19 protein-coding genes are annotated in these 22,285 nt (G+C 38.5%); 8 read left to right on the forward strand and 11 right to left on the reverse strand.

The window, feature by feature from the left end; translation table 11 throughout:
* Window positions 1-31 precede the first annotated feature (31 nt).
* Entirely contained in the window at window positions 32-592 is a 561-nt protein-coding gene (locus WH223_RS06240) for a biliverdin-producing heme oxygenase (RefSeq protein WP_340046681.1), read from the reverse strand.
* Window positions 593-723: 131 nt separating this feature from the next.
* On the opposite strand from WH223_RS06240, the gene WH223_RS06245 reads away from it, so the two are divergent.
* The 4 genes from WH223_RS06245 to WH223_RS06260 all read left to right on the forward strand — a co-directional run bounded on the left by WH223_RS06245 (window position 724) and on the right by WH223_RS06260 (window position 4,535).
* Window positions 724-1,569 carry a heme/hemin ABC transporter substrate-binding protein gene (locus tag WH223_RS06245; protein WP_340046682.1) on the forward strand — a complete coding sequence of 282 codons (846 nt, stop codon included), beginning with the start codon at window positions 724-726 and terminating at the stop codon, window positions 1,567-1,569.
* Window positions 1,570-1,576: 7 nt separating this feature from the next.
* Entirely contained in the window at window positions 1,577-2,617 is a 1,041-nt protein-coding gene (locus WH223_RS06250) for a FecCD family ABC transporter permease (RefSeq protein ID WP_340046683.1), read from the forward strand.
* A 43-nt stretch (window positions 2,618-2,660) separates the two neighbouring features.
* Window positions 2,661-3,479, forward strand: coding sequence for a heme ABC transporter ATP-binding protein (locus WH223_RS06255; RefSeq protein WP_340046684.1), 819 nt, complete (start codon window positions 2,661-2,663; stop codon window positions 3,477-3,479).
* Window positions 3,480-3,557: 78 nt separating this feature from the next.
* Entirely contained in the window at window positions 3,558-4,535 is a 978-nt protein-coding gene (locus tag WH223_RS06260; protein WP_340046685.1) for a helix-turn-helix transcriptional regulator, read from the forward strand.
* A 109-nt stretch (window positions 4,536-4,644) separates the two neighbouring features.
* On the opposite strand, the gene WH223_RS06265 is transcribed toward WH223_RS06260, so the two are convergent.
* A complete protein-coding gene (locus tag WH223_RS06265) occupies window positions 4,645-4,938 on the reverse strand; it encodes a putative quinol monooxygenase (protein ID WP_340046686.1) in 294 nt (97 codons plus the stop codon).
* Window positions 4,939-4,941: 3 nt separating this feature from the next.
* Window positions 4,942-5,547, reverse strand: coding sequence for an NAD(P)H-dependent oxidoreductase (locus WH223_RS06270; protein WP_340046687.1), 606 nt, complete (start codon window positions 5,545-5,547; stop codon window positions 4,942-4,944).
* Window positions 5,548-5,644: 97 nt separating this feature from the next.
* Between WH223_RS06270 and WH223_RS06275 the strand changes: the two genes are divergently transcribed.
* Window positions 5,645-6,556, forward strand: coding sequence for a LysR family transcriptional regulator (locus WH223_RS06275; RefSeq protein WP_340046688.1), 912 nt, complete (start codon window positions 5,645-5,647; stop codon window positions 6,554-6,556).
* Window positions 6,557-6,947: 391 nt separating this feature from the next.
* Here WH223_RS06275 and WH223_RS06280 read toward each other — a convergent pair whose 3' ends face one another.
* The gene (locus WH223_RS06280) at window positions 6,948-8,258 is read right to left on the reverse strand and encodes an MFS family transporter (RefSeq protein ID WP_340046689.1); all 1,311 of its coding nucleotides are present in this window, start codon (window positions 8,256-8,258) and stop codon (window positions 6,948-6,950) included.
* Between the two features lie 350 nt (window positions 8,259-8,608).
* On the opposite strand from WH223_RS06280, the gene WH223_RS06285 reads away from it, so the two are divergent.
* From WH223_RS06285 to WH223_RS06295, 3 genes are all read left to right on the forward strand, one after another.
* Window positions 8,609-10,174, forward strand: a complete 1,566-nt coding sequence (locus WH223_RS06285; protein WP_340046690.1) for an AMP-binding protein — start codon at window positions 8,609-8,611, stop codon at window positions 10,172-10,174.
* A gap of 186 nt (window positions 10,175-10,360) precedes the next feature.
* Complete coding sequence (locus WH223_RS06290) at window positions 10,361-11,410, forward strand: PDDEXK nuclease domain-containing protein (protein WP_340046691.1); 1,050 nt, start codon at window positions 10,361-10,363, stop codon at window positions 11,408-11,410.
* A 258-nt stretch (window positions 11,411-11,668) separates the two neighbouring features.
* Window positions 11,669-12,265, forward strand: a complete 597-nt coding sequence (locus tag WH223_RS06295; RefSeq protein WP_340046692.1) for a hypothetical protein — start codon at window positions 11,669-11,671, stop codon at window positions 12,263-12,265.
* Window positions 12,266-12,302: 37 nt separating this feature from the next.
* On the opposite strand, the gene WH223_RS06300 is transcribed toward WH223_RS06295, so the two are convergent.
* From WH223_RS06300 to WH223_RS06330, 7 genes are all read right to left on the reverse strand, one after another.
* On the reverse strand, window positions 12,303-13,202 hold the full coding sequence (locus WH223_RS06300) for a hypothetical protein (RefSeq protein WP_340046693.1): 900 nt from the start codon (window positions 13,200-13,202) through the stop codon (window positions 12,303-12,305).
* Window positions 13,202-14,635, reverse strand: coding sequence for a MutH/Sau3AI family endonuclease (locus tag WH223_RS06305; RefSeq protein ID WP_340046694.1), 1,434 nt, complete (start codon window positions 14,633-14,635; stop codon window positions 13,202-13,204). The genes WH223_RS06300 and WH223_RS06305 overlap by 1 nt, the downstream gene beginning before the upstream one ends.
* 44 nt (window positions 14,636-14,679) lie before the next feature.
* Window positions 14,680-15,927 carry a DNA cytosine methyltransferase gene (locus tag WH223_RS06310; protein WP_340046695.1) on the reverse strand — a complete coding sequence of 416 codons (1,248 nt, stop codon included), beginning with the start codon at window positions 15,925-15,927 and terminating at the stop codon, window positions 14,680-14,682.
* 147 nt (window positions 15,928-16,074) lie between these two features.
* A complete protein-coding gene (locus WH223_RS06315) occupies window positions 16,075-16,698 on the reverse strand; it encodes a hypothetical protein (RefSeq protein ID WP_340046696.1) in 624 nt (207 codons plus the stop codon).
* 237 nt (window positions 16,699-16,935) lie between these two features.
* The gene (locus WH223_RS06320; protein WP_340046697.1) at window positions 16,936-18,030 is read right to left on the reverse strand and encodes a phytase; all 1,095 of its coding nucleotides are present in this window, start codon (window positions 18,028-18,030) and stop codon (window positions 16,936-16,938) included.
* Between the two features lie 21 nt (window positions 18,031-18,051).
* On the reverse strand, window positions 18,052-19,314 hold the full coding sequence (locus WH223_RS06325; RefSeq protein ID WP_340046698.1) for a right-handed parallel beta-helix repeat-containing protein: 1,263 nt from the start codon (window positions 19,312-19,314) through the stop codon (window positions 18,052-18,054).
* A 13-nt stretch (window positions 19,315-19,327) separates the two neighbouring features.
* Window positions 19,328-22,105: a TonB-dependent receptor gene (locus tag WH223_RS06330; RefSeq protein ID WP_340046699.1), complete on the reverse strand. Its 2,778-nt coding sequence runs from the start codon at window positions 22,103-22,105 to the stop codon at window positions 19,328-19,330.
* Window positions 22,106-22,285: the final 180 nt, after the last annotated feature.

Genomic DNA, 22,285 nt, shown 5'->3' on the forward strand with positions numbered 1-22,285 from the left:
CAAGAACAGTACTTCCTGCTTGAAGCTCGTATTAAACAGCTGCTTCGATTAAAAATAGATCTCCAAAGCGAGAGAAAGTATCATCCGCAGACTGTAACATTTCTTGCTCATCCGCCTCACTTTGTGGAATAGCGTTGAAAACGGCCAAAAATGAACCCCACATTTGCCCACTATTTTCGCCGTAGCCTGAGAAGAAGTTAAATCCTTTGCTTAAGCCATATTTTTGCAACATCTGTACAATATAAGGACCACCCATAATAGAACCTTCCAATACGTATAGCGCGCCAAAAGCTTGTGCTACGTTTTGTATAGCTGGTGCTGTGGCAGTAGGCAATTCTTCTACTGTAGATCCTAATTCTTCAATATCCGTCTTTAAATAGCTAGAATCTCTTCTTTCCGCACGATCAGGCAAAATAGCAGCTGTGATAAATGGAGCTACCGCCTGCTCTACAGCACGGAAGTAAGCATAAAACTTTTTCAATACTTCAGCATAGTCTTTATCACTACGAATGCTCTTCAGCTGTAGAATCACAGCTTTCTCTAAGGTTTGGTGGGCTTCTTTCGTTGCCTCTTTGATTTTGGTGCTTATCATGTTACAAAAATGGTCAAGACTTCTCGTAGGCCTTATATGCCATCCGTATTTCTTTATATGCAATCCGTATTATTTTTAATTAGTCTATATAAATCCTTGGTTTTACTTCGCAATAACCATTTCTTTGCAGCATGATGAAGCGATACCTTTTACTCTTTAGCGTACTCATAGGCCTGAGCAGCCCGACGAGTGCCCTCGCACAGAAGCGGATTATCACCTTAAGCAGTGCCTTGAGCGAAACCGTACATGCACTCGGAAAAGGGGCTAATATCGTGGCCGTAGATGTAACCAGTGAATATCCGGCCGCCATCAAACAGAAACCTCGTGCCAGCCGTGACCGTACCTTTTCCTTAGAAGGTTTATTAGCCTTTCGGCCGGACTTAATACTCGCTACAAAAAACGATATCAACTATAATTTAGAAGTTAAATTAAAGCAACTGGGTGTCAAGGTTCAAATCATCGAGCAAGAGTATTCTGTAAAAGGTGCCGAGCGCTTTATCAAAACGGTGGCTGATGCCGTAGCTGCCACAAAAGAGGGAGATGCACTAATCACCCAGTTCCGTGCCGACTTAAAATCCGTGCAAAGCACCATTGCTAGCAATAAGAAGAAACCTACCGTTTTGTTTATCTATGCGCGTGGTGTAGGCGTGATGAGTGTAGCCGGAAAAGGTAGTTCGCTAGATGCTTTAATCACATTGGCCGGAGGCCGCAATGCGGTATTGGAGTTCAACGATTTTAAGCCATATACCACAGAGGCGCTAATAAAATCTAACCCCGATGCACTTTTACTCTTCGATTTTGGAAGTAGCAGCCTCGGTGGTAAACAGGCAATCCTCAATATGCCCGGCGTATCGCTTACCAATGCAGGAAAAACAAAAACTGTTCTTTCCATTGATGGTCCCCTATCGGTGAATTTTTCGACACGCTTACCACAAGCCATCCGAGAGTTGAGTAACCAATTGAATGCCCTTAAATAAATAGCTCTTGAAGAAAAAATTAGTGTTTCTAGGCTTAAGCATCATTTTACTTATAGCCACTTTGTTATCCCTTAGTTTAGGGGCTTTTACCATTCCTATCGCTGATATTTGGAAAAATATGCTACACACCTTGCACCTTTCCAGCCAAGAGCCGCAAGACCCTCTATACAGTGGTATCATCCATTTGGTACGCTGGCCACGCACTTTGCTGGGTATTTTGGTGGGTGCTACCTTAGGCATCTGCGGAGCATCCATACAAGCCGTATTCCGCAACCCGCTCGCTGAACCTGGTCTTATTGGTATTTCGGCTGGTGCCTCCTTAGCAGCAGCAAGCATCATTGCTTTTGAAGGTCTTCTATTTGCGACCTTAGGTCCTCTTTTTGGGCATTATATACTTGCCTTTGGTGCCTTCTTTGGGGCTGGCATAGCTACCTTTTTAGTCTATAGCATCTCCCTGCACGACGGCAAACCACATATAGGCACTATGATTTTAGCCGGCGTAGCTATCAACGCTTTGGCGGGATCCCTAACGGGAATGATTTCCTTTATCTCAGATGAACAACAGCTACGCTCCATCACCTTCTGGATGTTGGGTAGCTTAGGTGGTGCCAACTGGGATACCGTATGGACCGTATTGCCCTGCACAGCTTTAGCCTTAGTAGCTCTCCCTTGGATGGCCAAGGCACTTAACAGCTTTTCGCTAGGTGAGCAAGAAGCTTACCAACTAGGGCAAAGCCCCAGCAAAAATAAAATACGGGTAATCTTTGTCGTAACCTTAGCCGTAGGTGCTGCCGTTTCCGTATCGGGAATTATTGGTTTTGTAGGCCTTCTCGTGCCTCATGCGGTCCGCATGATTGGCGGTGCTGACAACCGCTATGTTTTGCCTGCATCGGCGCTACTAGGAAGTACAATCCTTACTATTGCCGATCTTATCGCACGCACCGTAGCCATCCCTTCAGAAGTACCTATAGGGGTCGTGACAGCGCTGCTCGGGACTCCCCTATTTTTATTTATTTTAATCCGTGACAAGAAAAAAATTGTGGCTTAATGCCTGCATAAGAATCGATACATTTTAAATCTATTCATCAACAATGCTTATTGCAGAAAACTTAACGTATACCCTTAAAAAACACAGCATCCTCAAAGGAATCAACTTTGCCATTCGCCCGGGAGAGATGGTTGCGCTTTTAGGGGCCAACGGAGCCGGCAAATCAAGCCTGATTCATTTGCTCAATGCGGAGAAAAAACCTTCAGAAGGCTGCATTCACTTTTGTGGAACGAACCTTAAAGCCTATTCTCCGATTGCGCTATCAACGATGCGCGCCACACTGGCGCAGCAACCTTCGGTATCATCAGATTTCAGCGTTAGAGAGGTGGTCATGATGGGGCGTTATCCTCATTTTAATCAAAAGCCTGGCGAAAAAGACCTAGCGGTAGTTGAAGAAACGATGTTGCTGTGTGGTGTTCAACATTTGGAAGATAGGTCGATTTTAAGCCTCTCCGGTGGCGAGAAACAAAGGGTCCACCTTGCGCGTGTATTAGCACAAATATGGCATCAGCCCAATGCACTACTCCTTTTAGATGAGCCTATCTCGGCAATGGATATTAAATTTCAACACCAAACCTTAGCTTTAGCAAGAGCTTTGGCCGATAAAGGATGGATGGTGATGGCTGTTTTGCACGATATCAACCTCGCGGCACAGTATGCAGACCGACTTTTCTTAATGAAAAATGGAAGAAAGTTGATGGATGGAACTCCTTCCGAAGTCATAACCGCACGAAACATCTATACTATTTTTGGAATAGATGCAGAAGTAAAGGTTGATCCGGGCACCTTGCATAGCTATATTGTACCCAAACCGGTGAAACCAACGATGTTTGCAAAAGCGTCGGTTGACATAAATTTGTAATATTAAACCAGTTTATTTAGAATCATTTTAAATAACAATTATAATTGTATATTTGTACCGATAGAATGGAATTGTAGCATGTTAATCAAATCACGCATTGAAGGGCTTAGCGACTGGCTTTTTGAAGAAAATGTCCCAGACGCCTATGTGCCAAACTACAGTTTGGCCGAAAAGTCCGTATCTATACAGCAAGGAGCTATTTCATTAGCTAATAAGCAATTCACTTCGGGTGGCTTATTTCTGATGCACTCTGAGATGCGCTTTGATACCCCGACCTCCATTTATACCGAAGTAAACGGAGAAACGATTACCAGTCAATTTATATTTTATAAAAAAGCCGCTGAGCAGAGCAAAGGAAAATCCAATGCGCTCTATGGACGTAGCCGTCATAACATACGCTACATCCCGACCACGAGTACCGAGCATGAAGTAAAAGAAGGCATTGACTATATGTATTTCCTGATAGTGCTCAGTAAAGATTACTACTTTAATTTAATCGACCGCCATTCTATCTTACATGAAGACTTTGTTCGCGAAATCGAACAAGGAAACTACACTTCTTTTTCATCGGAAGACTTCTTTGTCACACTGGAGATGCGCAGGGTGATAGATGATATGATTACCTGTAAACAAATTGGCGAACTGAAACGTATGCATACCGAAGCACGCATCTTAGAGTTGCTCATGTACCAACTGGAACAGCTGGGCGGCAATGGACAAGAACAAGAATTAATTAAAGGAGATGATATCCTCAAGCTTGAACAAGCGCGTGAACTGCTGAAGCAACGTTATGCAGCTCCGCCTACGCAAAAAGATTTATCACGCGCGGTAGGGTTGAACGAGTTTAAACTACGTCGTGGTTTTAAGGAATACTTCGGCATCACGGTTTACGATTTCATCACACGACTGCGTATGGAAAAAGCCCGCAAACTACTTATCGAAGAACAATTACCCATTGCCGAAGTGAGCTCCTTCGTCGGATTTTCACATCAAAATAATTTTAGTATTGCCTTCAAAAAATACTTTGGCCTACCGCCTAGCGAATTTAAAGGCTAGAAAAAGTACCTTTATAGAACGACAAAAAAAGCCCGATGATACATCGAGCTCCCTTAAAAGAGTTTCTACATTCGTGTATAACACAAACTTCACCTATCGCTAAAAACAATTAGGCTTCCCACTTCTTCGTGAAGTGTAATACAGGTTTTTCTGCCAATTTATCTGCGGCCAAAGTTTGAAAAGCTTTAATATAAGGCTTCTCGTTATGGACATCTAGCCCTGCTTGACTTTGCCAACGCTCATGGAAGATAAATACATCTTGATCGTCTCTTCCTTGGTGCAAATCATACTGTAAACAAGCTTCTTCTTTATGCGATTCACGCACCATATTTTGCAAAGCTGCTGCCACTTCTTCTCGAAATTCAGGCTTCGCCTTGATGATAACCGTTAATTCAATTTCCATATTTTATAGTTGAGGGATAAGTACCTTATTTATATGTTCAATATAAGCTTTTCGATAGTTTTCTATACGCTCTGGCGTTGCATTTTTTTCTAAATCATGAAAATGCATTCCTGCGATACGTGTCAAGCCGGCAAATTGATTCATCTTGTGAAAGCCAAACAAGATACCTTCATCAGGTGTATGCTGATCAAAAAACTCATCGGGCAAGGTAAAAGCAGTATCTGGCGCATTCCAGCTGCTGGTCACCATATACTTTTTGCCTTGCATTAATCCACCCGTACCATAATTAATTTCTGGATTACGACGGCTACGTCCATCACTACTGTAGATACCGTTGTTGTGACCAGCAGTAAATACTTCGTCGATGTATTTTTTTAATAAATAAGGTACTTGGAACCACCAAATCGGTGTGTGGTAAACAATTACATCTGCCCATTTAAAATTTTCAGCCTCATCAAAAGGATCATATGCATCATTTACAGAAGTCACTCGAACAGAAAACCCTTGTTCCTCAAAGGTTTCCTTGGTCCAATTTGTCAAGCTATTATTAAATAATCCACCAGAATGGGCGAAAGTTTGCCCACCATTGATAATAAATATATTCTTCATTTCTATTACTTTTCTAATTAATGATACAAATTTCTATCATTTTTATACACAATCAAAATAACTTAAGTTGTATATTTGTATCATAATAATGATAACTATGCGTTGGAATTTAGAATGGATTCGCACCTTTAAAGCGATTTACGAAACCGGAACATTGTCTGCAGCAGCACAAGAGTTGTTTATATCCCAACCGGGTGTGAGTCTACATCTCAACTCCTTAGAAGCATTTACAGGCAGTAAGCTTTTTGATCGTGCAGCACGAAAGATGGTGCCTACCGAAAAAGGAAAAATATTATACAATTGCATCCTAGAGCCGATGAAAAAGATGGAAGTAGCGGAGCAACATTTCCACAAACGGGCCCAGAATGAGCGCGTTACTATTAGTGTAGGTATGTGTTTTGAGACTTTTCAATATACACTAGAAGAGCATATCGCATCGCTTCCCTTCAACTTGATTATTGAGTTTGGTGAATACCCTAAAATGCAACAGGATTTGGACAATGGATTACTAGACTTAATTATCACACCACAAAAAGGAAATCAGCAAAATTTGATGTATGATGCTTTCTCTAAAGAGCGAATCGTGCTCGTTGCAGGGGCAGAAACAGATACTTCAGCCATAGAAGAACTGCTGGAAGCCAACAAAATAAAAGAGGTAGCAAAGCTTCTGAGACAACAGTTGTGGTATAGCACTGCTGCCGACATGGAGCATCTTAAAAACTTCTGGATGAAACACTTTGGGGTGCATCCCGACTTTAGCCCCAACTTTATCGTTCCAAACATCAGCTCTATCATCCGCTGCCTAAGTGGTGCCAACGGTTTCTCTGTTGTACCCGACTTTTTATGTGCGGAAGCTATTGCCTCGGGCAAAATAAAACTTATCTGGGAAGGTGAAAACCCACTAGAAAATACACTCTACTTCGGTACACGCAAGAAAACAATGTATCAAAAAGAAATTGAACAACTCGAAGAGCTTTTAGAAAATAAATGGGAAGCAATTGCGCAATAAGCGCTAATAAAAAAATATACCTTTCCTGCTTCTTTCTATCCAGTCACATTCCATTGTCAGGATAAATAGAAAATAGCAAGATTTGCAAGACAAAAAAGAAGGTTTTCAATTCAGCAGATACTGTCTGCTGAATTGAAAACCTTCTTTAAACATTACTACTTCGTGAAATACTCAAAAAGAGAAGTGATGACTTTGTAGATAAGAATACCTAAAGCCGCGTAGATAAACTTAGTCTTTGTTTCTTTCTTCATTAAATAATTAGGTGTTTGATTAAATTAGATTCATAAAATCCGTAAACAGAAACAAAATTAATAAATTTATCTAAACCGCCTCCTGCTGATTAACGACGAGAATACAAAAAAGAAGTCTAATCTTGTAGGTCATCATCAACCTATCGATGTTCGTTATCATGCAAGTATACTGCTTTCTTAGGTATGCGTAAGCTCACAAAAAAGGCGATAACGAGCATAACCGTAATATAAAGATAGAACAGATTCTCGCTACTATGCTCTTTCAAACTCAAGGCCACAAACTCAGCACTACCTCCAAAAACAGCATTAGCAATGGCATAAGACAAACCAACACCTAAGGCACGAATCTCCACCGGAAACATTTCTGACTTTACAATTCCTGCAATAGAGGTGTAAAAACTGATGATGCAAAAAGCTAATGCGATGAGTACAAAAGCGAGGTAAGGATTTTGATTAATATGATTTAGGCATAAAATAATCGGATAGGTAAAAACGGCACCCAAACTGGAAAATAACAACATGGATTTTCTTCGACCGATATGATCGGAGAGTATCCCGAATAAGGGCTGCACCAACATAAATACAAACAAAGAAGCCACCATAATCCGCGTTGCGGTGGTTACCTCAAAATGCACTGTATTGATTAAATACTTTTGCATATACGTAGAGAAGGTATAAAAAATTAAAGACCCACCTGCCGTATAACCAAGCACCGTAAAGAAAGAACGGCTATGTTTCGTAAAAAGCTCTTTTAGCGTGCCTGCACCTTCATGTTTACGAGCCTCTTCGGGCGCAGTCTCTTTGAGGTGTCGACGTAGATAAAGCGAAGCGAGCGCCGCTAGTGCCCCCACAACAAAAGGAATACGCCAAGCCCAAGTAGTCATATCCTCTTTACTGACGGTAAGCTCCAGTATCAACAAAACAAGCGAGGCCAATAGCTGACCTCCAATAAGAGTTACATATTGAAAAGAAGACAAAAAGCCACGCCGCTTAGGCAAGGCTACCTCACTCATGTAGGTGGCTGTAGCTCCATACTCACCACCAACAGATAAACCTTGAATCAATCGGGCTACAAGTAGCAGGATAGGTGCAAAAATGCCTATCTGTGTATAGGTAGGTAAACAAGCAATCATCACAGAGCCAAAAAACATCATGACGATGGAAGTAACCATCGACTTTTTACGACCATGCCTATCGGCTATCCTTCCGAAAATCCAGCCACCAATCGGTCGCATAAGAAAACCTACAGCAAAAATAGCTGCTGTCTTTATTAACTGTGAGGTACTATTGTCTTCGGGAAAGAAGAGATGTGCGAAGTAAATAGAGGAAAAGGCATAAATGTAAAAATCGAACCATTCAACCAAATTTCCAGAGGAGGCACTAACGATTGCTATAATACTTTTTTTTTCGAGTTCGATATAGCTTTTGTCTTTGTCAAGCGTTGTTTTCATAACCTGCTATGCTATTAAATAAATTTAAGAGATAAATAAGCATCTCTTTTTCATTAGCCTGCTGCGGGCACAGCAAAATATCACCAACTAAAAACAAATTAGCTATAAAAAATAAATAAACAAATTCTTTTAAACTACCTTCAAAAAAACAGTTGTATCGATTATATGAGCACCTTATCAATTTCCCTTTGTAACAAAATTCAAATAAACGATAAACAATTTAAAACAGCATACATCATAGGATTAGCATTTGTTAAAAACCTTTTTATCAAAAATAAACCGTAACTTCCTCTTAGCAGATGCACTCCGCCCGGCCTAGCATCTAGCGTTGACCATTAAAAACGTATCCTATGTTAAACCTAAATAGCTTTCTAAGTTACAACGCCCGCAATCACCCCAACAAAATTGCTTTTATACAAGGAGATCAATCCATCACCTATGCTGAGCTAGAAAAACAGATAAATAAAGTTGCCAACGGACTAGTGGCTTTGGGTATACAACCTGGAGATAAAATAGCTGTAAGCTGCCCCAATCGGTTCTATTTTCCAATCATCAATTATGGTGCTTTGAAAATAGGAGCTATAGCCGTACCCTTTAGCATCTTACTAAAAGCGCACGAAATCAGCCATCAGCTTAAACATTCAGATAGCAAAGTGTATTTCTGCTATGAAGATACGCCACAACTCAGCATGGGGACTGACGGCCTTGAAGGTTTCAAAAGTAGCCACTCTTGTACACATTTTATTTCCATTCCCGTAGACGTTGGTAATCCTCAACATATAGAAGGTTATAAAAACTATGTCAATCTCATTGAAGGACAATCGGATGAATTTACATGTTACCCAACCACAGAAACTGATACAGCGATTATCCTTTATACCTCCGGTACAACGGCCGATCCAAAAGGTGTTGAAATTAGTCACTCTGCCATCGTGTGGAATGCACGTGCTTGCCTAAGCACCTTCAGAGGTACGGTAGACGATATTATCCTGACAGCACTGCCCCTCTTCCACATCTTTGGCTATAGCTGCAATATGAATGCTGCTATCATGGGTGGATTAACGAATGTATTACTCGAGAGGTTCAACCCTGTAGAGACATTAAAAGCAATGTACAGCCACAAAGTAAACATATTGACAGCCGTCCCGACCATGTTTTGGCAATTGGTACACTCGGGAAGAACTGACGAAACGAAAGATTTAATCCCCTCCATTAAAAAGAATATACGCCTCTGCGCAGGTGGTGCTGCCAAGGTTCCACCGCAACTCAGTAAGGACTTTCAAGAGCTTTTCGGTATTAAAATATATGAAGGCATGGGCATTTCCGAGAGTGCTGGTATCGTCTCCCTTTGCGACATCAGTAAAGAACCGATATTAGGATCTATTGGCATCCCAATTGTAGGCACAGAATTTAAAATTATTACTACGGACTTCTTGGAGGCCTCCCCTCAAGTCATTGGTGAATTGTGCATCCGAGGTGTTTCAGTGATGAAAGGTTACTATAAAAATCCTGAGGCTACTTTTGCTAACTTCCTGGAAGGCGGTTGGTTTAGAACTGGAGATTTAGCATATATGGATGAACATGGCAATTATTTCTTAGTAGACCGTATTAAAGATTTGATTATTCGTGGAGGCCGTAATATCTATCCTAAAGAAATAGAAGAAGTCTTAATGACTCATCCTGCTATATCCATGGTTGCCGTTATCGGCATTCCAGACCAGCAATATGGAGAAGAGGTTAAGGCTTTTATCGTCCTGAAGCCACACACAAACCTTTCCGAGCATGATTTAAGCCTTTGGGCCAGGAAGGAACTTTCTGCCTACAAATATCCGCGAATTATAAGCTTCGTAGATAGCCTGCCACTTACGGCATCGGGAAAGATAGCTAAGAAAGAATTAAAAGCTAGAGAAGCCTAATTTATACATATTTCCGTTCTTCATCCTCGTAGATAACAAACATAAAGAAGAGAAATACAAGATATAGGTACCTTGCTATACTACATGCCCAATAGTATAAAGATATAAACCAAAAGAAGTAGAATCTGCCCCACCTCTTCTTGAATACATCTAAATTCATTTAAACCAATTTTAAACTACCTTTCCATGGATAAGAATTATATACAGTTGTTAAAAAACATCAAAGAGAAAATTCACCAAGCCCAACGCAAGGCTGCACTATCTGTAAACACAGAAATGCTACAATTATACTGGACTATTGGTAATGAGATTTCTACAAAAATTAAAGAAGCTGGTTGGGGTACAAAAGTTACAACACAAATTGCTAAGGATTTAAAATCTGAATTCCCTGAAATGAGTGGCTTTTCACCACGCAATCTTCGCTACATGCGGAGCTTCGCAGAGGCTTATCCTCTAATTTTGCAACCGTCGGTTGCAAAATTACAAACATCTAACAATCAATTACATACAAATAATTATGATGTTATTTGCAAAATTCCGTGGACGCATCACACCATCATTTTAGATAGAATAAAATCAGCGGACCAGCGCTTTTTTTACATCAGAAAAACAGCTGAAAATGGATGGACAAAAAACATTCTATCTCTCCAAATAGAAGGGAAACTTCCTGAAAGACACGGACAAGCTATTACAAATTTTGACAGTACTCTCCCCTTATCACAATCAAACTTAGCTAGAGAAACCTTAAAAAACCCTTACCTCTTTGACTTTTTAAGCATTGGGGAAAACATGCAAGAACGTGAGTTAGAAAAAGCACTAGTTCAACATATGAAAAAATTTCTTCTCGAACTAGGTAAAGGGTTTGCATACGTTGGAAATCAACAACATTTACAGGTCGCAAATGAGGACTTTTATATGGATTTACTATTCTACAACTTTCACCTTCACTGCTTCGTAGTTTTTGAACTGAAACTAGGAGACTTTAAACCGGAATATGTAGGGAAACTAAATTTTTATGTTAATTCAATAGACGAACAAATCAAAAGTGAAATAGATAATCAAACAATTGGCGTATTGCTTTGTAAGACACCTAACGAAACAGTAATTAAATACTCCTTACAAGGGCTGAAATCGCCTTTAGGAATAGCCGACTACCAACTACCAAAAAATCTAAAGACAGACCTACCAACAATAAAAGAATTAGAATCAGCATTGAAGTCTCTTAAAGATTCCTAAACAAAAACCACAAACCTTACTTCTAAAGATTATACGAGCTCAAAATAGTAATCCCTACCTTAAAGAGTCTAAATACAAGAGGTCAAAAATATGTTGGCTACGCAAAACCAAACTAAAACGGTGGTTTACAAATTATCAATTATGTATGAATACTAAACTGTTGCTACCACTAATTTGTATATTATAAAACAACAGCTTAAGAAGAGTATAAACCAAATTACTAAAATAGATATGTACAAAAGTTTTAGAAAAAAAGACATGAAACAAGAGCGCATTGTCGCGGACTTCTTGGACCAAAAGCTCTACACTATAAAAACTATATTTGACAGTGTACAAAGAATAAATGATTATACGAATCAGCTATTAGGTTGTGATGTAAAAATTTCAATCAAAAGTGAGAATATGATAAATTCAATTGTAGATGAAAAAGCTCAATTATACTATTTAAATGGAGGTCTACCCACATTCGCTTTTGAATTAAGCTTTTTCATAAGCACTGGAAAAATAGTAGAAGGCTGGCTAACTAGTCAGAGCAAAACAACGGAGTTTTATCAATTGCTTTGGCTTACTGCAGAAGAGAATTTTGATGAAGTAACTAAAATCAAAAAAATAGAATACGCACTATTGTCTAGAAACAGACTTTTGAAGTATCTTGAAGAAGAAGGGTTAACTATTAAGGACTTAAGAGAAAAAGCAATAACCATTTCTAAAATGGAAGCTGGTGCTCATGAAAAGGAACCTCATAAACATTTTTGGTTTTTTAATTCAACACATCTAGCCGAAAAGCCTGTAAACATAGTGATTAAGAAAGAGGTTATAAAAAAACTAGCTATACGTTCTGGCTTTGTAGAATAGCATATAATTAAACAATCCTTTTATTTGAACAAATTTTTTAGTTCTTTTTATCAATGATAAGTACCAACATTAAATTTTCTAGAGTATACCTTCTGTAAAATTTAAGATATCCAAGATAAAAAACATAAGTCATTGAACAAATAGAAAAAAGACAGACTAGAAAAAGAAAAAAATTTTTCAATCCATCAAAGTTAAACAGAAATGGATGAGCATACATATACTTAATTACGATGCAGTTAAGAAATAAACATGAAATCAATGTAATAACTCGTAAGAAGCCATATAAAGAAACGTAATTCATTAATTTGTGACCATGATATTTCGTAAATTCATAATTGTAATGAATTAATAATTGATGAAAATTATTTTTAGAATCTTCAAACAAATTTCCCTTATATCCAATTTCTGCAAATACCTCACTAATTCGTTTCTTTACAAGTAAATTATATGGCTCGTCTATTCTCTTTAAGTAAGTATGATTAAACTTTAACATGCGAACCATGAAGATGTCATAAATAATTAAAGGCCATATTAAAAGAAACAAAATAAACCTCAATACGCTAAAATTTTTAAAACACTTCTTTTTAAATCTAAAATTTCTAAAACTATCTTTTTTAAATTTGAAAAGACTTCTTTGTTGAAAATCGTCATTCGCTAAAAGTAATTTTGAAGGGTCGTCATATATTATCCTTGTGTATTTCTCAATAGTCAATGCAGAGAAAAAACTTAAAAAATGGCCTAAGCAATAGGATATAATTACATAAAAAAGAACTATGTATATTGGTAATTCAAGAAAAACTTTATTTTTTTCATAAAAAAAGTCTTTATTAAAGTAATACTGAATATCACTTTGAAATAAAACAAATAGGTATAGAGCTAAAGCTCCTGGGATAAAATATCCCATAAAATCATAAAGTGAGAAAGGTCCTTTTTCCATTATTTTAAAATACGTTTAATATAGCCTGCATTTAACCAATAAGCCTTTTTTTTCTCCATGCGGCCTAAAGCTGTTTCCATCAGATCGGCAGCATTTTGCGCTTTAGGGCGGATATGACAAATTTGATTATCAGAAATCTTAATAAAATTATTAAAATCCTCATCAACAATTTTTTGCTTAGTATCCTGCCAAAAATGTTCAGCTACTTCCAAATCATGGTTAGGCATTGTCCAAAATAAAACCTTCACTAATCGAGGTACATTACGGTCATCTTTTTGAAAAACAACAAAGAAAAAACGTTTAGTTAAAACTTGATAAAAATAAGACTCCTCCCAACTTTCCAATACGATTTCTTTGTACTTTATCTGCTGAAAGGACATACTTTCCCTCAATGTGCCATTATTTTGAAGAACAACCGTTTTAAGGACAACATCTCCTTTTTCAAATTCTTCAATTTTCTTCCCAGTTACGCCCATTATTCGATTGCAGATTACCTGATATCGATTCTTTGCTTGTGGATTAATTTCAATTTCAAAGTGATTGATTAACTCAATTTCTGACCATCCTTTAAATTCATCAAACTTAGTAATTACTAATTCTTCAAATGTTTGTCCATCTTTATAATCTTGTATCGATTTTACAATAGGCTCAAATCCATCGGTTGCTACTTTTTTAGAATATTCGTAATCTTCCCTACTTAATTCGGATTCGCTCAACAGGTAAGCATACTCAGATTCATCAATTTGCTGCTCAATTCCTTGAAAGGATTGTTCAATAATAAAATTAAGATACTTCGATTTAAGGGAAAATGCTCGCTGCATAGCTTTCTCTTCAGAGAAAGGCTGAGCACGTAAACTTGCCTTTGAAGCTCCCTTCGTGCAAGCACCTAAATAAATTGTGTCTCCTTCAGATAATTCGTGAGCTTTACCCTCTCGAATTTTGGTAACAATCGTATTCCAGTCATCGATGATAATTTTAAGATCCATGGGCGGAAAACGCCATAGTCGAACAATTTTAAAAATGTAATCTACAGCATTCTTGTCATTATCATGAAGATAGAATAACAAAAGAAGTTCCGCGTTTTTTTTACAGAAAGAGCTAGTTTTAAAAACTTCTTTATGCTCTTCCATGTAATTTATTATATTAAAAACAAGGCGTTCTTTAGATACCAGTCCATTCTTCGAAACCTTTAGAGGAGTTGTTTTTAGCTCAATACCTACTTCAGGAAAATCTGCTTGTGCATCACTATTAGGAGCATAATGAAAATAAAACTCTTCAACCATATTTCCAAATCCTCCTTTTCCTGCACGATGAGCCTTCGTTTCATCAAACTTATCACCCAAAACTTCTCTTAGCGACTTATCCTTTAATTGGCTAGCATATTCAAATATTGATGTCTTCTCATTTTTATTATAAGGGAATATATCGGTCATTTTTAATTGGCATCTTTTATTGAAGATAATAAAAAAAGGATTTCTTACGAAATCCTTTTTTCTAATACTTTTCCAATCTTCTCTATTACCCCTACGACAAGTGCGTTTCCCATAAAAAAAGCTCTTTTAACATCAGTTCCTTCTTTCGTGTGATTATCAGGAAACATATTCAGTCGTTCCAATTCAACAGGTGTTAATCTTCTTAATCGCCCTGTTTTAGTCGTTACTACATGTTTAAATCTTGAAGGAGAAGCTCCACCTTCACCCGTAATAATAGTTCTAGATGGCTTATCTAAAGCATCAGGGAAAATCATCGGTCCTTCAGCATAGTTATACGTAAATCCACTGGCCTTGTTTACACGTTGCTCAGATTTACCTCCTTTTAAATAATTCCATTTATCTAAATCATCCGCATTAATAAAATAAGATACCGGAACCTCGTCCTCTGGAATAAGTATATCGGATAGCTTTACATAAGCCCCATTATAATCAGGTAATGATTTAAAGGTAAATACATGGCGATCAATCATCACCCCTGCATTTTCAAAAGGACTTTCAGCAATACTCCGATTTTTATTAAAATCTTGCGTTACAATATCCAGATTACCTTCAATATCAAACTCTCTAACATTAGTATATTCAGTTGATGCAGGGAAAGCCTCACCAATAATTCCTTCAGTCAAAATCCAATCTTTCTTATCGCGCGTAGCTATTTGATCATACAACGTCGTTCCTTTCAAATAAGCCATTATAAAAATACGGCGTCTACGCTGTGGAAAACCATACTCTGCGGCATTGATAATACGCCACTCTACAGCATAGCCTAAATCGGATAATGATGCGAGCATAATAGCAAAATCACGTCCTCTTTGCTTAGCTGGAGATTTTAAAAGACGATCTACATTTTCTAAAAACAAATATTTAGGTTTATCCTTACCTTTTTTATTTATGATATTATAGATAGACCACCATAAAACCCCTTTTTTCCCTTCAATTCCTCCTGAACGATTTAAGGTACTAGCGACAGAATAATCTTGACAAGGAAACCCTCCTACTAACAAATCATGATTAGGAATTTCTTCAAACTTATCTTCAATAACCGCAGCTATATCTTCGTTAGCGTGATTAGTTTCTGGAAATCTTAATCTATAGATTTCAGAAGCAGGTTGACTCTTCGTTGAAGGTTCCCATTGATTGCTCCAAACCACTTCAAATTTTTTGGAGGCTTGAGTTAACCCCAAATGAAATCCACCAACACCAGCGAATAGCTCAATTACATTAATCTTCTTCATATTTGTACGACAAATATAAAGAAAATAAACATTCATAAGTCAATATAAATGCTAAAATTATTAGCAATTCAAGTCTTTTATTTTCACGTTTAAGACATCCCTTGATACGGACTTACAGTAATTGGTTAACGATGAGTATATTCTAGCCTACTGTCCTAAATTTTCTCTTTCTACTCTTTCCATATAAAACCTGGTTTTCGTCTGGCTCCGGTTTAGTTTTATAAAGGAAGTGAGTAAAAGGTATAATAATATACATATAACCAAAACGAAAGGATCAAACCATTCATCGAGCACCTCAGTAGCGCCATCAATGTTACGGATAAAACCAAAAGAAAACCCTCCCTCTTGAACAAAAAAACCGGTCTGTGCAGGAAATAATATACGAGCAATGACGAGTACAGCAACAGAAAAAACCAAAATATAAAGCACAAAAAAAACAGTATACTTCAGACTAGTTTTTGCCGACTGAAACAGCTGTAACAAAATAGGCCCAAGATTATAGGATTTGAGCGCTTTATCCAATTTATTGTCCACGACAAATTGTTTAAGGTAAACATAAGGACTGCCAAGTTCGTGGATAATCTGCTCCATTTTTACAAGCTCCCTATCCTCTTCCATTTTGTCCATACCTTTTTGAATATAGTTATGCACTTCTACGAGAATCATATTCCGAAATTCCTTTTCCGTCCCTTCCATTGCATTTGATACTTTAGACATATAGCCTGCATACATATCTTGGGCAGCATTATCCGTAAATAAGATTGCTTTCATTGGTCATTTTTCATTGGTTGAATAATCAATGTACACAATAAAACAAGACAAAATTCACAAAGAGGCCTCCATTCATAAAAGAAGCATATTAGCTGAAACGAAGTGTTACATTTCGGGGCTTAACCCACCATTAAAACCTTTTTAGGTAGTTACAAAACAAGTGAAAACAAATTCTTAGCATATAAAAAAAGGGACAAACGTTGCCGTTTGCCCCTTTAGTAAATATGGGTAAAAATGTTATTTCTTTACTTGTAATTCTTTTCCCGCGATATCTTCCCATCTGTAGTAGTGGAATGTTTTATCATCGCTCATAGCAACAAACAATCCATGTTTAAAGGTATCGTTAAGACGTACATTTACCACATCAGAACCATCACTCTGGCGTGCTGCCACAGGAACAGTTTTCAGCAGTTTATGATCGTATGGGTTCTCTTTCGTCCCTTGGCGGCTAAACACTTGGAAACGGTTGGCTCCTTGATCTGACACCAAGATATAACCCGTGCTATCCGTTAGTTTATAGATAGAAATACCTTCATGATCTTCTTTAAAGCCTGTTGTGCCAAAAAGGGCCAATTGCTTATTTCCTTTTTCAGGATCAGCATAATACTGACGGATACCTGTTTGCTCATCAGAATAGTATATGTAACCAAGCTCATTATCGACAGCGATAGCTTCGATTTCTTTCTTACCGGAGTATTCACCAAACTTACGAACTAAAGTAGCCTTCACCTGTCCTTTACCATCATCCTCCAATAAGTATTGCCATAAGTAACCATCTTTAGGACCATTTTTACGGCCTACGATTGCATACATTTTGCCTGTTGGCGCAGTATATATAGCGATACCCATTAGGTCACGGTAATCTTTTCCCGTTTCCCCTTCGAATACAGGTATACCACCGTTATCTACAGGTTTCATATCAGGCAGCGAGAAGATACGTAGTTTATGCGTAAAACGCTCCGTCGTGATAGCAATATCCGTAGGCTTACCATTCAACGATAAGCCGTAAGCTAAATCCACATTGTTAGGGCGCTTAAGGTCACGTACCACTTTGTCGTGCACAATTTTACCCTGCAAGTCGAACACATACAATGCGCCATTCTCGTCTTTATCCGTTCCTAAGATTAAGCTTTTGGAAGGATCTTCTTTATTAATCCAAATGGCAGGATCGTCCGAATCAAACTGCACGGTATCCGTGATGATAACCGGTTGCACCTCGCTGCTATCTGTCGCAACTACCGCAGCCTCTTGTTTTACCGCTTGCTGGCACGCAGACTGGCTCATTAAGATTAATGCCAGTGCCGCCACATTTAATTTTTGTAATTTGTTCATGGTGTTATGCTGTATTTCTTCTTATAATTTTGCGCCGTAAGCACCTACATAAGTAGCTGGTTCTGGCGAGCTGTAACGTGTTCCGTTTTCAAGGACTAAACCATCTTTGAAATGACGTTTGAAATTCGTGACACCTTTCATCAATGCAGGCGAGTTTCCTTGTAAGTGGAAGTCCCACGCTTTGTTGTAGTCGGCTTGCGTCATCGAAGTATTCATTGGATAGTTCACAAACTTAGGGTCGTTATCGCCGGCTTTTTTTACGATAATATCGTTAACACCACCTACTACATCATTCTTACCGGGTTGGAACTGATCTACCGTTGCTTGATCGAAGCCATAGTACCAATTATTGCTATATACCGAACGGTTATCTTCAGGTTTCTTTGGATCGCGCTTCACACCGAAACGCGTATTCGCAAATAGGTTGTTGTACAAATCAGCACGTACCGTCGACTCCAACCATACCGATCCACCTTTAGCCGTAGGGCGTCTCCAGCCTGTCACCACCATCGTATTGTTGTAGGCAATGATGTAAGCCTGTGGCGTACGATCTCCAGCATTAGACAATTTCAAGGCATTAGAGTTCATGCCATAAACCATATTATAAGCCACGTCGGCCAAAGAACCCGACTTAAAGTTCATCGCGTCACCACCAGTCAAGCCATTTGTATAAAATTCATTGTTAGAGAAAATAATCTTCCCACCATCGATATAAGTACAGTCCTCTTGGAAGTGACGGAAAATACTGTGCTGTACGATAAGCTTACCATTCACGTTAGAAAACCAAATAGCAGGTAGGTTTTCTCCTGGTTTACTTTTGTACAAGCCCATCTTCACAGATGTGGAAGCATCTGAAGTGGTGCTACCACCATATTCTAAAATTGTGTAGTCCAATACTAATTCTTTACACGAGGGTGCAGCCAAAATCCCGCCCCATAGCTTACCAAATTTATTAGCATCAGTGCGATAAGGCTCCGAAATTGTGAACTTAACTGGATTTTCGGCTGTACCGAAAGCGTACAAGTTACCTTTCACAATGATTTCTGGCTTCGCAACCGTATCCATAATGATCGTAACCCCTTCCTCAATCGTCAATGATTGCCCTTCGGGAATGATAATATCACCTTTAATAACTTGTGTACTTCCTTTTGCCCATACACCTGACACTTCACCCAAAGCGGAACCGTCGGCAGGACGCGTGTCGACATCAATATTTGCTTTTTCACAGCTCGCTAATCCTAGGACAGCAGCAAAAACAGCGATTAGTTTAAAATACTTTTTCATGATCTATGACAGATTAGTTTAATTTATAACGAAGACCTACTAAATAACTCTGACCGTAGTAATCACTACGAATTAAAGTTTGACCATTGGACACCAATTTCTCGGCAATCTTATCGTTTTCTGGGTTGGTACCTTTTATAAATAATTTCATTGGTGTATTCAACAAGTTGTTAGCTTTAACAAATACGGTTAAGCCATGACCAAAACGTTTCTCAGCAGAAAAATCCATCTGAATAAATCCTTTTTGCCAAAGGTCATTATTCAAGAACTGCGATACCGTATTGATACGTGGACCTGTAAATGCTCCCGCTAATTGGGCATCCCAACCTGTCTTAGTATCCTTAAACAATAGGGCTAGGTTGGCAATGTGGGCCGACTGACCGAATAGAGGACGCGACTGATCAACAGAAAATGGCTCAATATCGCCCGATTCTGGGTTGATACGTCGAATAGTTTTAGGCGTTGTGATACGCGAATGTGTATACGTGTAGTTCGCTTTTATTCCGAACTTATTGATGTACTTGATATAGTCAATCTCAGCACCGAAGTTTTTCGCATTGCCGAAGTTTCTAGGGCTATAGTAGATATCTTGACCACGTGTAGCATCTGCTTGGAACGTATATTCAATTGGGTTTTTAATCTTCTTGAAGAAAGCACCTATTAAAAGTTGCTCCGATGCACCAGGAAACAGCTCATAGCGTAAGTCGAAGTTATCCGCTAAAGCACGTTTCAACTCTGGGTTTCCACGCTCTTGGTATTCTTCATTAACAATCTTGCTAGGCACAATTTCGTAAAATCCTGGTCTATTTAAAGATTTAGCATACGAAGCGTGCAACTGCGACTTACTATCGAACAAGTATTTCAAAGTTAAGCTCGGCAAGAAGTCTGTATACACCTGGCTTCCAACAGGGTTTTTCTCCCCTGCGGGGAATAGAAGATTATAACCTTGGTTATTGTGCTCTACACGTAACCCACCAATCGCTTGAATACGCTCCGTCTGGTAGTTAAACATCAAATAACCTGATGTCGTCTTCTCGGTAGCATCATACGTCAATGGATTGCTTACTGCTCCGGTAGGATTGGTGACACGTAGTTTCAGGTCGGTATAATTTTGGTAGTCTACGCCATATACTTTACTAGTATCGCTCTCCGCAGGTGCCAATGTATAGTTATTGTAGAAGCTACTTCTTTGCTTATTACGGTAAAGACCACCTGCAGAAAGCTCTAACTTAGCATCTTTAACATCTAGCTTGTATTTTAAATCTAAGTAAGCCGCTTTGTCCTCATCTGTATTACGCTCCCAACGGTAGCTAACGGGTGCAGTGTTTACCAAAGTCGTTCTACGACGCTGAAAGTTTTCTTCCAAACCGTTTAAGCTTATTTGTGTGTTTTCTGGCACATCATTCATCGCTGAAGAGTAAACTGCAGCCCAACGGATATTAAATTTATCGTCTAACAAGTTGTGGTTACCCTGTAATGTTCCGTTGTAAATTTTTTGATCAGTTTTGCGACTACGTGTTTGATATACCAATTCCGCTTTTCCAATTGTTGGGTTATAAACACCGTTATAGTTTGTCGTAACTGACTCACGTACTTGGTCGTTCACTAAGTTAACGTACATATTGTAGAAACTGAACTTATTGTTCTTATCCAATACGTAATCTACTTTAGAGTGTAAACCTAGACGTTTTTGTTGTTCTGAATATTGACGTTCTGCTTTACTGGTAACTACCGCATATTCATCTTTACCCGTTACTGCATTATTATAGAAAGTACTGGTGCTTCCACGGTAGGTATTTTGGTAACTACCAGCGACGATAACGCCTAATTTATTATTTAAGAAACGTTGTCCGATGGATAGGCTACTTAAAATATTAGGCGCTGGATTTTTACTCGTGTAGTCTAATGTTCCTTTGCTAAAGTCTGCTTGTGTAGCTTTATAATCACGTCCGTTTAACTCCGATGGTGATTTAGCATGCGTACTTCCCGCATTGAACGAAGTAAACTTGTTATCAATGAACAACTGGCTATAGCCTGTAGAAATATTAGCATTAATTTGTAATTTCTCAGGGGCATTCTTCATCAACATATTTACCGCTCCACCGATAGCATCTCCTTCCATATTAGGCGTTAAGCTTTTGTATACTTCTAAACGCTCTAATAAATCAGAAGGAAAAATATCCAAAGGAATATAACGGTATTTATTATCTGGCGAAGGTAACTTCACGCCATTCACCAACGTATAGTTGTAACGCTTATCCATACCACGTAGAATAGCATACTGACCATCACCATTGCTGTTACGCTCTAGAGAAACGCCTGATACACGCTGCATCACGTTAGCCACGGTTAAGTCTGGCGACAGTTCTATGGCTTTACCCGAGATAATGTTCATCACTTGGGATGCATTTTGCTCAATACGACGCGCTTCACCATCGCTAGAGCCCGCTCCTTTACCTTTGATGGAAACCTCCATCAACTGAATAGATTTCGATACTAAATAGAATGCAAGTGGTGGCGTATCTTCCTTCAACACTTCTACTTCTTGCACAACGCCTTCATAATTTAAATAAGAAACCTGTACGGTTTCCTTCCCTGCCGACAAGCCTTTGATCTCGAAAGATCCATCTAAGCCTGTGCTGGCAGATTTACCACTCTTTTCTAAAACAATAGTAGCACCCACGAGGGCTTCACCACTCTGCTTGTCGAAAACTTTACCTTTTATCTTTGTGGCATGCGCGAGGATGACACAAAAGAATAATGGAATAAAAACTGCAAATAATTTCTTCATTGCTTTTTGAATAATGGTCTGTTAAAAAAGACGACGCAAAGGTGAAAAAACATTTGGAACTGCAAGAATATCTAACGTTACAGGAAGGCAACACCGTTACAAAAGGCGTATACAAAACAGCAACAACAATAATTAAATATCTAAAAATCAATATTTTATGATTATAAAAAATCTCCATTA

The sequence above is a fragment of the Sphingobacterium sp. MYb382 genome (genome assembly GCF_037572665.1).
Taxonomy (GTDB): Bacteria; Bacteroidota; Bacteroidia; order Sphingobacteriales; family Sphingobacteriaceae; genus Sphingobacterium.